This window comes from Streptomyces sp. NPDC020192 (genome assembly GCF_044388685.1).
GTDB lineage: Bacteria > Actinomycetota > Actinomycetes > Streptomycetales > Streptomycetaceae > Streptomyces.
The window spans coordinates 229511-241431 of sequence record NZ_JBIRXG010000005.1 but is presented as its reverse complement, the minus strand read 5'-3'; the positions used below and the strand labels follow the sequence as shown (position 1 = coordinate 241431).

Genomic DNA, 11921 nt, shown 5'->3' with positions numbered 1-11921 from the left:
GGGCAGCCCACAGCAGGGCGGGCGCCGACGGCATGACGGCATGACGAAGTCCTTCCCCCGAGTGCGCCGGTGGTCAGCCGGGCACTGATCGAAGTTCCGGTGGCTTGATCGGAGCGACCGGACGGCGCACACCTTACGCGGACGCCCCATGGTTGGGTAAAGAGCTGACGGCGCACCCGACTTGAAACGAGCGGTGCGATGACACCGGACCGGAATGTGCCCTTCGGTCGCCCGACCCGTGAGGTTCCTGTGTTGACCGTGTGAAGTGAGAGGCTCCGGTGAACCCACGGAATGCGAACGCATGGCCGAATTTCGACGGCGCGTCACGCCGCCGGAATTTCCCGTGAACGTCATGCTCCGTTCGACCAGAATGGGCCCATGACTGCCGCGTACGACTCCCCCGTGATCCTCGACCGGCGTGACGGCCCGTACGGCGAGGTGGTGCTGCGCCGGCACGGAGCGCTGCTCCAGATCATCGCCAACGGGTGCTTCCTGATGGACACCTCCGACGGGCGGTCGGAACGGCTGCTGGTCGAGGCCGCGCTGGCCGCGCTGGACGGGCGGCCGGACCCCGCGGTGCTGATCGGCGGGCTCGGCGTCGGGTTCTCGCTCGCACACGCCGTCGCGGATCCGCGCTGGGGGCGGATCACGGTGGTGGAGCGCGAGCGGGCCGTCGTCGACTGGCACCGGGACGGGCCGCTCGGGGAGGTGTCCGCCGGGGCGCTCGGCGATCCGCGCACCGAGGTCGTGTGTGAAGACCTTGTGTCTTATGTCCGTGAGACATCGGACACGTTCGACGCGCTGTGCCTGGACATCGACAACGGGCCCGGCTGGACGGTCACGGACGGCAACGGGAGCCTGTACTCAGTGGCCGGACTCGCTTCCTGCGCACGGGTGTTGAGGCCGGGCGGGGTGCTCGCGGTCTGGTCGGCGAAACCCTCTCCGGAATTTGAAGGAAGCTTGTGGAATGCCGGGTTCCAACAGGTGCGTACCGAAGAGGTGCCGGTTGCCCGGGGCGTTCCGGACGCCGTGCACCTCGCGGTCCGACCTGGATAGCGACAGCGCGGTGAATCCCCGTAGGGTGCTCCCCTGACGCGGATCATTCAACGGATCAACCAAGCGTCGAACGCAGACATGGGATCACCCCACTGATTCCGGAAAGCAACAAGCAGGGGCGGGCGATGGAGCAGACACACACCTCCCAGAGCGGCGCGGCGACGAGCACCCCGGGCGCCCAGCGCCGGGTGCTGGTCGTCGAGGACGACCCCACGATCGTCGACGCCATCGCGGCCCGGCTGCGCGCCGAGGGATTTCTCGTACAGACCGCGGGCGACGGGCCGGCCGCAGTCGACACGGCCGAGGCCTGGCAGCCCGACCTGCTGATCCTCGACATCATGCTGCCGGGCTTCGACGGCCTCGAGGTCTGCCGGCGGGTGCAGGCGCAGCGGCCGGTGCCGGTGCTGATGCTGACCGCGCGGGACGACGAGACGGACATGCTGGTCGGTCTCGGGGTCGGCGCGGACGACTACATGACCAAGCCGTTCTCGATGCGTGAGCTGGCGGCACGCGTGCACGTGCTGCTGCGCCGGGTGGAGCGGGCGGCCCTCGCCGCCACCACGCCCCGCTCCGGCATCCTGCGCCTCGGCGAGCTGGAGATCGACCACGCGCAGCGCCGGGTGCGGGTGAAGTCCGAGGACGTCCATCTGACGCCCACCGAGTTCGACCTGCTGGTGTGCCTGGCGAACACCCCGCGCGCGGTGCTCTCCCGGGAGCAGCTGCTGGCCGAGGTGTGGGACTGGGCGGACGCCTCCGGGACCCGTACGGTCGACAGCCACATCAAGGCGCTGCGCCGGAAGATCGGCGCCGAGCGGATCCGTACGGTGCACGGCGTGGGCTACGCCCTGGAGACGCCGACCCCGTGAGCGGCGACGGGCGCCAGGCCGCACGGAGGAGCCCCGGGACCCCCGGCGAGGAACCCTGGGGCGGCGTACGCCCGTTCTCGATCAAGACCAAGCTGGGCGCGCTGGTCGTCATCTCGGTGCTGATCACCACCGGTCTGTCGATGATCGCGGTGAGCACCAAGACCGAGCTGCGCTTCATCACGGTCTTCTCGATGATCGCCACGCTGCTGATCACGCAGTTCGTGGCGCACTCGCTGACCATGCCGCTGGACGAGATGAACGCGGTGGCGCGGTCGATCTCACGGGGCGACTACACGCGCCGGGTGCGCGAGAACCGCCGGGACGAGCTGGGCGACCTGGCCGAGACGATCAATGTCATGGCCGACGAGCTGGAGGCCCAGGACCGGCAGCGCAAAGAGCTGGTCGCGAACGTCTCCCACGAGCTGCGCACGCCCATCGCCGGGCTGCGCGCGGTGCTGGAGAACATCGTCGACGGGGTCACCGAGGCCGACCAGGAGACCATGCGGACGGCCCTGAAGCAGACCGAGCGGCTGGGCCGGCTGGTGGAGACCCTGCTGGACCTGTCCCGGCTCGACAACGGGGTCGTACCGCTGAAACTGCGCCGCTTCGAGGTGTGGCCGTATCTGTCGGGCGTGCTGAAGGAGGCCAACATGGTCGCCTCGGCGCGGGCGGGCATCGCCTCGGGCTCCGGCAGTCACACCCGTACTGACGTCCACCTCCACCTGGACGTCTCCCCGCCGGAGCTGACCGCGCACGCGGACCCCGAGCGGATCCACCAGGTCGTCGCCAACCTGATCGACAACGCGGTCAAGCACAGCCCGCCGCACGGCCGCGTGACGGTGCGGGCGCGCCGCGGGCCGACGCCGGAGTCGCTGGAGCTGGAGGTCCTGGACGAGGGTCCGGGCATTCCGCGCTCGGAGTGGCACCGGGTCTTCGAGCGTTTCAACCGGGGCGCGGTGACCCGGCCGCACGGCCCGGGCAGCGACGGCGGTACGGGCCTCGGGCTGGCGATCGCCCGCTGGGCGGTGGATCTGCACGGCGGCCGGATCGGTGTGGCCGAATCCGATCGCGGCTGCCGGATCATCGTCACCCTTCCGGGACTGACTTCCGTCCCGAGTTGACGTAGGGTCCGACCGGAGGCACAAGATCCACGACGGTCACCGCCGCTCAGGCGCAGCTGGACACGTGTGATCAGGGACAGGCCCGCGCGCCCCTTCGAACGAAGACGCGCCGGGTCCACGGCCGTGCACCCTCTCCCCCACGGAACCACGCTTGTTTCCCGCCATATCAAGCCCTGAAACAAGATTTCCGATGTGACTTACGCGACGATGACCTTGCTCGACCTGACCTTCCCGGCCACAGAGGCGTAGCCTTTATTCCCGCTGTCCATCACCTTGTGAAGCGGAAGAGGGCGGTTGCCGCCGTGTCGCCACAGTCCCCCAGTAACCCGAGCGTCTCCACCGACGACCAAGCCGGGAAGAACCCCGCAGCTGCGTTCGGTCCGAACGAGTGGCTCGTCGACGAGATCTATCAGCAGTACCTCCAGGACCCGAATTCGGTAGACCGTGCCTGGTGGGACTTCTTCGCCGATTACAAGCCGGGAGCACCTGCCACCCCGGCTGCGGCGGGTACTGCGGCCGCGGGGGCCGCAGGGACCACCACCACGGCCCCGGCCGCCCAGCCCGCGGCCCCGGCCCCCCAGGCCGCCGCCGCGCCCGCTCCGGCCGCTCCGAAGCCCGCCGCGGCCCCCGCCCCGGCACCGGCTCCCGCGGCTCAGGCCGCGGCCCCGGCACCGGCCAAGCCGGCGCAGCCCGCACAGGCGCCCGCTCAGCCGAAGCCGGCGGCCGCCGCCAAGACCGCCCCCGCCGCCGCGGCCCCCGAGGGCCCCGAGCTGGTGACGCTGCGCGGTCCGGCCGCCGCGGTCGCGAAGAACATGAACGCCTCGCTGGAGCTGCCGACCGCCACCTCGGTCCGCGCGGTCCCGGTGAAGCTGCTGTTCGACAACCGCATCGTCATCAACAACCACCTCAAGCGCGCCCGCGGCGGGAAGATCTCCTTCACGCACCTGATCGGGTACGCGATGGTGCAGGCCATCAAGGCCATGCCGTCGATGAACTGGTCGTTCGGCGAGAAGGACGGCAAGCCGACCCTCGTCAAGCCGGCGCACGTCAACCTCGGCCTGGCCATCGACCTGGTGAAGCCCAACGGCGACCGCCAGCTCGTCGTGGCCGCCATCAAGAAGGCCGAGACGCTGAACTTCTTCGAGTTCTGGCAGGCCTACGAGGACATCGTCCGCCGCGCCCGTGACGGCAAGCTGACGATGGACGACTTCACCGGTGTCACGGTCTCCCTGACCAACCCCGGCGGCCTCGGCACGGTCCACTCGGTCCCGCGTCTGATGCCCGGCCAGTCGGTCATCATGGGCGTCGGCTCCATGGACTACCCCGCGGAGTTCCAGGGCACCAGCCAGGACACCCTGAACAAGCTCGGCGTCTCGAAGGTCATGACGCTCACGTCGACCTACGACCACCGGGTGATCCAGGGCGCCGCCTCCGGCGAGTTCCTGCGCCAGGTCGCGAACCTGCTCCTCGGCGAGAACGGCTTCTACGACGACATCTTCGAGGCCCTGCGCATCCCCTACGAGCCGGTCCGCTGGCTCAAGGACATCGACGCCAGCCACGACGACGACGTCACCAAGGCCGCCCGGGTCTTCGAGCTGATCCACTCCTACCGGGTCCGCGGCCACGTCATGGCCGACACCGACCCGCTGGAGTACAAGCAGCGCAAGCACCCCGACCTGGACATCACCGAGCACGGGCTCACCCTGTGGGACCTGGAGCGCGAGTTCGCGGTCGGCGGCTTCGCCGGCAAGTCCCTGATGAAGCTGCGCGACATCCTCGGCGTGCTGCGCGACTCGTACTGCCGCACCATCGGCATCGAGTTCATGCACATCCAGGACCCCAAGCAGCGCAAGTGGATCCAGGACCGCGTGGAGCGCCCGCACTCCCGGATGGAGCGCGAGGAGCAGCTGCGGATCCTGCGCCGCCTGAACGCGGCGGAGGCCTTCGAGACGTTCCTGCAGACCAAGTACGTCGGTCAGAAGCGCTTCTCGCTGGAGGGCGGCGAGTCCGTCATCCCGCTGCTCGACGCGGTGATCGACTCCGCCGCCGAGTCCCGGCTGGACGAGGTCGTCATCGGCATGGCCCACCGCGGCCGCCTGAACGTCCTCGCCAACATCGTCGGCAAGTCGTACGCGCAGATCTTCCGCGAGTTCGAGGGCAACCTCGACCCGAAGTCGATGCACGGCTCCGGCGACGTGAAGTACCACCTGGGCGCCCAGGGCACCTTCACGGGCCTGGACGGCGAGCAGATCACGGTCTCGCTGGCCGCCAACCCGTCCCACCTGGAGACGGTCGACCCGGTCATCGAGGGCATCGCCCGCGCCAAGCAGGACATCATCAACAAGGGCGGCACGGACTTCACGGTCCTGCCGGTCGCGCTGCACGGCGACGCGGCCTTCGCGGGCCAGGGCGTGGTGGCCGAGACCCTGAACATGTCGCAGCTGCGCGGCTACCGCACCGGCGGCACGGTCCACATCGTCATCAACAACCAGGTCGGCTTCACCGCGGCCCCCGAGTCCTCGCGTTCCTCCATGTACGCGACGGACGTGGCCCGCATGATCGAGGCTCCGATCTTCCACGTGAACGGCGACGACCCCGAGGCCGTCGTCCGCGTGGCGCGGCTCGCCTTCGAGTTCCGCCAGGCGTTCAACAAGGACGTGGTGATCGACCTCATCTGCTACCGCCGCCGCGGTCACAACGAGTCGGACAACCCGGCCTTCACCCAGCCGCTGATGTACGACCTGATCGACAAGAAGCGCTCGGTGCGCAAGCTCTACACCGAGTCCCTGATCGGTCGCGGCGACATCACCCTGGAAGAGGCCGAGCAGGCCCTGCAGGACTACCAGGGCCAGCTGGAGAAGGTCTTCACGGAGGTCCGCGAGGCCACCTCGCAGCCGGCCGCCGCGGACACCCAGGCGCCGCAGGACGGCTTCCCGGTCGCGGTTCCGACCGCGATCTCCTCGGAGGTCGTGAAGCGCATCGCCGAGTCCCAGGTCACCATCCCCGACCACTTCACCGTGCACCCGCGTCTGCTGCCGCAGCTGCAGCGCCGGACGACGATGGTCGAGGACGGCACGATCGACTGGGGCATGGGCGAGACCCTGGCCGTCGGCTCCCTGCTGCTGGAGGGCACGCCGGTCCGCCTGTCCGGCCAGGACTCCCAGCGCGGCACCTTCGGCCAGCGCCACGCGGTGCTCATCGACCGCGAGACGGGCGAGGAGTACACCCCGCTCCAGTACCTCGCCGAGGAGCAGGCGCGCTACAACGTCTACAACTCCCTGCTGTCCGAGTACGCGGTCATGGGCTTCGAGTACGGCTACTCGCTGGCCCGCCCCGACGCGCTCGTGATGTGGGAGGCGCAGTTCGGCGACTTCGTCAACGGCGCGCAGACGGTGGTCGACGAGTACATCTCGGCAGCGGAGCAGAAGTGGGGCCAGATGAGCGGCGTCACGCTGCTCCTCCCCCACGGCTACGAGGGCCAGGGCCCGGACCACTCCTCGGCCCGTGTCGAGCGCTTCCTCCAGCTGTGCGCGCAGAACAACATGACGGTGGCCATGCCGACCCTGCCGTCGAACTACTTCCACCTCCTGCGCTGGCAGGTGCACAACCCGCACCACAAGCCGCTGATCGTCTTCACCCCGAAGTCGATGCTGCGTCTGAAGGCGGCGGCGTCGAAGGCGGAGGAGTTCACGAGCGGCCAGTTCCGCCCGGTCATCGGCGACAGCACGGTCGACCCGGCCGCCGTCCGCAAGGTCGTCTTCTGCGCGGGCAAGGTCTACTACGACCTCGAGGCCGAGCGGGTCAAGCGCGGCGTCACGGACACGGCGATCATCCGCATCGAGCGGCTGTACCCGCTGCCGGGTGCCGAGCTCCAGGCGGAGGTCAACAAGTACCCGAACGCCGAGAAGTACCTGTGGACGCAGGAGGAGCCGGCGAACCAGGGTGCCTGGCCGTTCATCGCCCTGAACCTGATCGACCACCTGGACCTGGCGGTCGGCGCGGACGTCCCGCACGGCGAGCGGCTGCGGCGCATCTCGCGCCCGCACTCCTCGTCCCCGGCCGTCGGCTCCGCCAAGCGCCACCAGGCGGAGCAGGAGCAGCTGGTGCGTGAGGTCTTCGAGGCGTAGGCCTCCGGCGGTTCAGCCGAACCTCTGGGCCCGGTACCGAGTTCTTGCTCGGTGCCGGGCCCTTCGCCTTCCCTCACCCCAGGTAGGCCTCGAAGTCCCAGTAAGGACGCACCCGTTGGCGGGCCGAGATCGTGTGGGTGTGCTGGGCACCCAGGGTGCGGGTGAGGGTGAGGAGGGCGTCGTCCTCCAGCTTCGTGGCCTCCTCCTGTTCGTGTACGGCCCGTAGGTCGGCGGCCAGGGCCACCTGGCACGACAGGGTGAGGGGGTGCTCGTGGCCCAGGCTGCGCCGGGCCCGGCGCAGGGTTTCCCGGCTCAGTTCCACGGCCTCGGCGATCCGGCCGTTGATATTGCGCGCGGCGGCCGTGTTGAGGGCGCAGCCGAGGACCCAGGGGTGGTCGGCGGTGAGGGTGGAGGTGAGCCCGGCCAGCGCGGACTCCGACATGGCGAGCGCGTCGGCACGGTCGCCGGCCACCTGCATGACGAGCGCGGTGTTGGACAGCATGCCGGTGGCCACCGGGTGGGCGGGGCCGAGCAGGGCGCGGTAGCCGGCCTCGGCCTCGTCGATCAGGTCGCGGGCCCGGCGCAGATCACCGTGCTCGCGCAGATAGTTGCCGTAGGCGGTGATGAACGACAGCGTGCGGTAGTGCTCGCGGCCGTGCAGCTGGGCGAGCTGGTCGAGCAGCGTGGCCATGCCGGCCATCACGTCCTGGCTGGGTCCGCCCTCGCGGCGCCGGCACAGGGCCAGCTGGACCCGGGCCTCCAGGGTCTGCGGGTGCTGCGGGCCGAGCACCTGCACATGGAGGCGGACCAGCGGCTCCTGGCGGGCCAGCGCGTCCCGGTACCGGCCGAGCAGTCTGAGGTCGTGGGCGACCGCGCTGCCGGAGTTGAGGGTGCTGATGTGCCGGGCACGCAGCACGTTCTCGCGCAGGGCGAGGGTCTCCAGGTCGAGTTCGTAGGCCTCCGCGTAGCGGCCGAGCAGCCGCAGGCCGACGCCCAGGTTGTGCCGGGCGACCAGCGTCGCGACCTCGTCGGGTCCGAGGACCCGTTCGTTGCCTTCGAGTACCTGCCGGTGGAGGGCCTGCGCCTCCTCGTACCGGCCGAGGAAACCCAGGTCGCTGGCGAGAGAACCCTGGGTGATCAGCTCGGCGAGCGCGTCGCGCCCCGGGGTGGACTGCAGCCGGTCCAGGAAGCGGCGGTCCAGGTCGTAGGCCTCGCGGAAGCGGCCGCTGGAGCGCAGGATGAAGCTCTCCTGCCGGGTCAGGTCGAGCATGTGCGGATCCAGCGGGTCCATGATCCGCGACCAGCGGTCGCGGATCTTCTGGGCCAGTTCGGCACCGCTGTTGTACTCGCCGCTGCGCAGGCAGTACTGCAGGCAGTTCAGGACGGTGGCCTGGACCCGCGCCTGGCCACTGCTCAGCGCGCCGGAGGGTTCCAGGTGCGGCAGCAGTTCGGCGTAGCGCGGCCAGTTGCGGCTGTCCACCGGGTTGCCGGGGTCGGCCTCGGCGAGCAGGGTGCGCACGGCCCGGCGGTGGACCGCCTGGTTCTCCTCGCTGGTCAGCTTGGAGACGATGTCGTGGACGAGCCGGTGCATGTGGACGGACTCCTGGTGCGGGCCCATGTCCGCGCCCAGGGGGCCCCGGGACTCCCGGGTGAGGACCGAGTAGTTGACGAGGGTGTCCAGGGCCCGGGTCCAGGCGGGCAGGTCGGTGGCCATCCAGCGGAGTTCCTCGGGGAAGTCCGTCTGCGGGTAGGCGCGGATCAGGCCGAGCGGGATGCGTCCGGGGGCGAAGGACGTGCACAGGCCGAGGACGTCGATGGCCTGGGGCTGGGAGCGGCGCAGCCGGTTGAGCAGTATCGACCAGGAGGTCATGGAGGACTGCAGGAACCCCTCGCCGACGGCGGGCTCGTCCACCGTGGTCAGCCGGCGCTCGCGCACCATGCGCAGGTACTCGGGCACCTCCATGCGGGACTCACCGAGCCAGGAGGCGGCCTGCACCAGGGGCAGCGGTACGTCGCCGAACTCGGCGGCGACCTCGTCCGCGTCGGTCGCGGTGATGTGCGGGGCGCGGCGCATCAGATAGCCGGTGGACTCGGCGCGCAGGAAGGCCGGTACCTCCAGGACGTCGGTGTACTCGGTCCAGGACCGGTTGCGGGAGGTGACGAGGACGTGACCGGGGCCCTGCGGGAGGAGCGCGTTGATGCCCTCGGGGTCGTCCCAGCCGTCGAAGACGACCAGCCAGTTGGCGTACGGCTCGCCCCGGCGCAGCGCCTCGCGGACGGCGCGGATGCGTTCGCCCGGCTCGCTGCCGATGGGCAGGCCGAGTTCCACGGCGAGTTCGCCGAAGCGGTCGCGCTGGATGTTGCGGTCGTCGGAGTTGACCCACCAGACCAGGTCGTAGTCGGTGCTGAAGCGGTGCGCGAACTCGGCGGCCAGCTGGGTCTTGCCGATGCCGGACATGCCCAGCAGGGTGCAGGCGGAGGCGCCGCGCTCGGCGTCGGACAGCCGCTGGTGGATGCCGTTGAGCAGATCGTCGCGGCCGGTGAAACGCGCGTTGCGGCGCGGGATCTCGCCCCAGATCTCGCAGCGGCTCTCCGGGTAGCGGACCCGGCCGCCGGGCAGGGTGCGCGGGCTGCGCCGGCGGTCCAGGCCGAGCCTGCTGAGCAGGCGTTCCTCGGCGGCCTCCTCGCTGACCGCCCAGAGGCTGGCCGGTTCGAGGACGGCGGTGGCGGGCAGCAGCGGCCGGTTGGTGAGGTTGACGGCGGCGAAGCGGTCGGCGTGGTGGGCGACGAAGCCGCGCAGCACGTCGTTCCACTCCCCCGCCGGGCGCGGGCCGAGTTCGAAGAACCAGTCGTTGAGCACCAGCAGCACCCGGCCGCTGGACAGGAGCAGGTCGCCGAACGAGTCCTCCAGCGGGACCTCGCGCGGCGGGTCCCAGCGTTGCAGGGTGGCCCGGTGGCCGTGGCGTTCCAGGGTCTGGGCGATCCAGGCCGCCCATGAACGGTGGTAACCCGGGAAGACCACGAGGAAGTGCTGTGCCGCACCATCCATGTCCGACCGCCGCTGTTCCGCCATCGCCGCTCCCTGCTCTCCGCGCCCGACTCACGGGCGTACGCCCGCAACACGTAGCGCAATACCCCATGTACGACGTGTCACCCGGAACTTCTGGCCGCCACGCCGAGACCCGCGTGATGCCGTTCCATCTCCTGGACGAACTCCCGCCCTACAAAGGTCAGTTCATCGGATTTACGGAGGAGGGACAAGGCTTCTCCGACCTGATCCCAGTGGGTGTCGAACCGGCGCTCGGCGCGATCCCGCCAGCCGTACGCGAGCACGGATCCGCTCCGGGCCCGTCGCCACAGGTCGGCGAGCGCGAGATGGGCGTAGACGCCCTGGAACACGCCGGACACGGGGCGCAGGTCGCTGCGCCAGCCCACCCGGTACAGGGCGCCGCTCGGCCGGTACAGGGGGACCACGTCGTGCAGGGTGGCCAGCTTGGTGTGCTGGGTCTCGTGGACCAGCGCCTCGGCCAGGTCGCCCGCGTCCCCGGGCAGCTGGCTGAGCAGCGCGCCGGGGGCGGCCCGCAGGGTGGCGCTGATCAGGGGCCCGCCCGGCCGTCCGGACGGTGCCAGGGGCACCACCGCGCGCAGCACCGCTCCGGTCTCCACCGCCCGGGCGGGATCGGTGGCCGACAGCAGCGCCCGCGCGGCGAGCCAGCGCGCGGCCCAGGCGCCGGGCGCGGTGTCCGGGCGCCGGGCGGCGGGCAGGGCCTCGGGGCCGATGCCGTGCGCGGGCACCCGGTAGGGGTCGAGGTCGTCGAGGAGTACGGCGCTGCCGGGCAGTTCGCGCAGGCCGAGCCAGCCGGTGCCGCCGCGGGCCGGCCGACGGGTGCCGGGGCCGGGGCGGGCGAGCAGCACCTCGGCGGCACCGGCCGCGTCCGTGACACGCACCAGTCCGGGCCGGCCGCCGAGCAGGGCGCGGCCGGACGGGCAGTACAGCACGCCGAGCCCCGGCAGCACCAGGCGGCCCGAGGGCACCGCGCGTTCCCCCTCGACCGAGGCGCCGGCCCGCGCGGCGGCGGCCAGGGCCAGCCCGGTGAGATACGGCAACCGGCCTGCCAGACCGGGGCCTTCGCCGGCGGCCAGGACCGCGCCGAGCCAGGCGCCGGTCATCGGGTAGTCGACCAGGTCACGGACCGCCACGGGGTCGGCCCGCTCCGCCCGCTCCAGCAGCGCCCAGTCCGCCTCGAAGCGGGCCCGGACGGCCGGCGCGAGCGAGGCCCGCGCCCGTTCGACCCGGACCAGGGCCGCCTTGAGGAGCAGCATGCGACGCGCGTGGAGTGCGGCACGCAGTGCCGCGGTGCCCGCGGCCGCGGGCCGGGTCGTCGCGAGTTCCCCGATGGTCTCGGCGGACACCGGCGCCGGGGTCATTCCCGGTCGTCCTCACCGGAATCCCACGCGGCCATTCCGGCCGGAAACGTACGGCCGCGGGACCCTCCGCCGGACGTGCCGCCCCCGGGCAGTTCCCCGCCGACGTACCAGACCTCCCGGAACTCCCGGGCCCGGCACAGCACGTCACCCACCATCGCCATCAGGCCCGGATCGTCCATGGCACGCAATGTCCGCAGGTCGACATCGGTGAGGCCGGACAGGAGCGCGGTCGGTCCGGGGTCCGCACCGGGACCGGCCGCTCCTTTCCTCTGCTCCGCCACCCTCGGCTCCTCCCTGCCGGTACCCGCCCCGCACGGCCACAG

The 11921-nt window shown here is 71.2% G+C and carries 7 protein-coding genes; 4 read left to right on the top strand and 3 right to left on the bottom strand.

The genetic code is table 11. The annotated features are described in order from the left end of the window. The first annotated feature begins 378 nt into the window (after window positions 1–378). The 4 genes from ACH47Z_RS12925 to ACH47Z_RS12910 all read left to right on the top strand — a co-directional run bounded on the left by ACH47Z_RS12925 (window position 379) and on the right by ACH47Z_RS12910 (window position 7170). Window positions 379–1056 carry a spermidine synthase gene (locus ACH47Z_RS12925; RefSeq protein ID WP_399073264.1) on the top strand — a complete coding sequence of 226 codons (678 nt, stop codon included), beginning with the start codon at window positions 379–381 and terminating at the stop codon, window positions 1054–1056. A gap of 125 nt (window positions 1057–1181) precedes the next feature. Beyond that, window positions 1182–1922, top strand: a complete 741-nt coding sequence (locus ACH47Z_RS12920; protein ID WP_399073263.1) for a response regulator transcription factor — start codon at window positions 1182–1184, stop codon at window positions 1920–1922. Beyond that, window positions 1919–3043, top strand: coding sequence for an ATP-binding protein (locus ACH47Z_RS12915; protein WP_399073262.1), 1125 nt, complete (start codon window positions 1919–1921; stop codon window positions 3041–3043). Before ACH47Z_RS12920 ends, ACH47Z_RS12915 begins: the two co-directional genes overlap by 4 nt. A 302-nt stretch (window positions 3044–3345) precedes the next feature. Further along, window positions 3346–7170: a multifunctional oxoglutarate decarboxylase/oxoglutarate dehydrogenase thiamine pyrophosphate-binding subunit/dihydrolipoyllysine-residue succinyltransferase subunit gene (locus ACH47Z_RS12910; protein WP_399073261.1), complete on the top strand. Its 3825-nt coding sequence runs from the start codon at window positions 3346–3348 to the stop codon at window positions 7168–7170. Between the two features lie 73 nt (window positions 7171–7243). Here ACH47Z_RS12910 and fxsT read toward each other — a convergent pair whose 3' ends face one another. From fxsT to ACH47Z_RS12895, 3 genes are all read right to left on the bottom strand, one after another. Next, on the bottom strand, window positions 7244–10243 hold the full coding sequence (fxsT, locus tag ACH47Z_RS12905) for an FxSxx-COOH system tetratricopeptide repeat protein (RefSeq protein ID WP_399073260.1): 3000 nt from the start codon (window positions 10241–10243) through the stop codon (window positions 7244–7246). A 77-nt stretch (window positions 10244–10320) separates the two neighbouring features. Further along, window positions 10321–11598 (bottom strand): aKG-HExxH-type peptide beta-hydroxylase, encoded by a 1278-nt coding sequence (locus tag ACH47Z_RS12900; protein WP_399073259.1) that lies wholly within the window; start codon window positions 11596–11598, stop codon window positions 10321–10323. Continuing rightward, complete coding sequence (locus ACH47Z_RS12895) at window positions 11595–11879, bottom strand: hypothetical protein (protein WP_399073258.1); 285 nt, start codon at window positions 11877–11879, stop codon at window positions 11595–11597. The genes ACH47Z_RS12900 and ACH47Z_RS12895 overlap by 4 nt, the downstream gene beginning before the upstream one ends. Window positions 11880–11921: the final 42 nt, after the last annotated feature.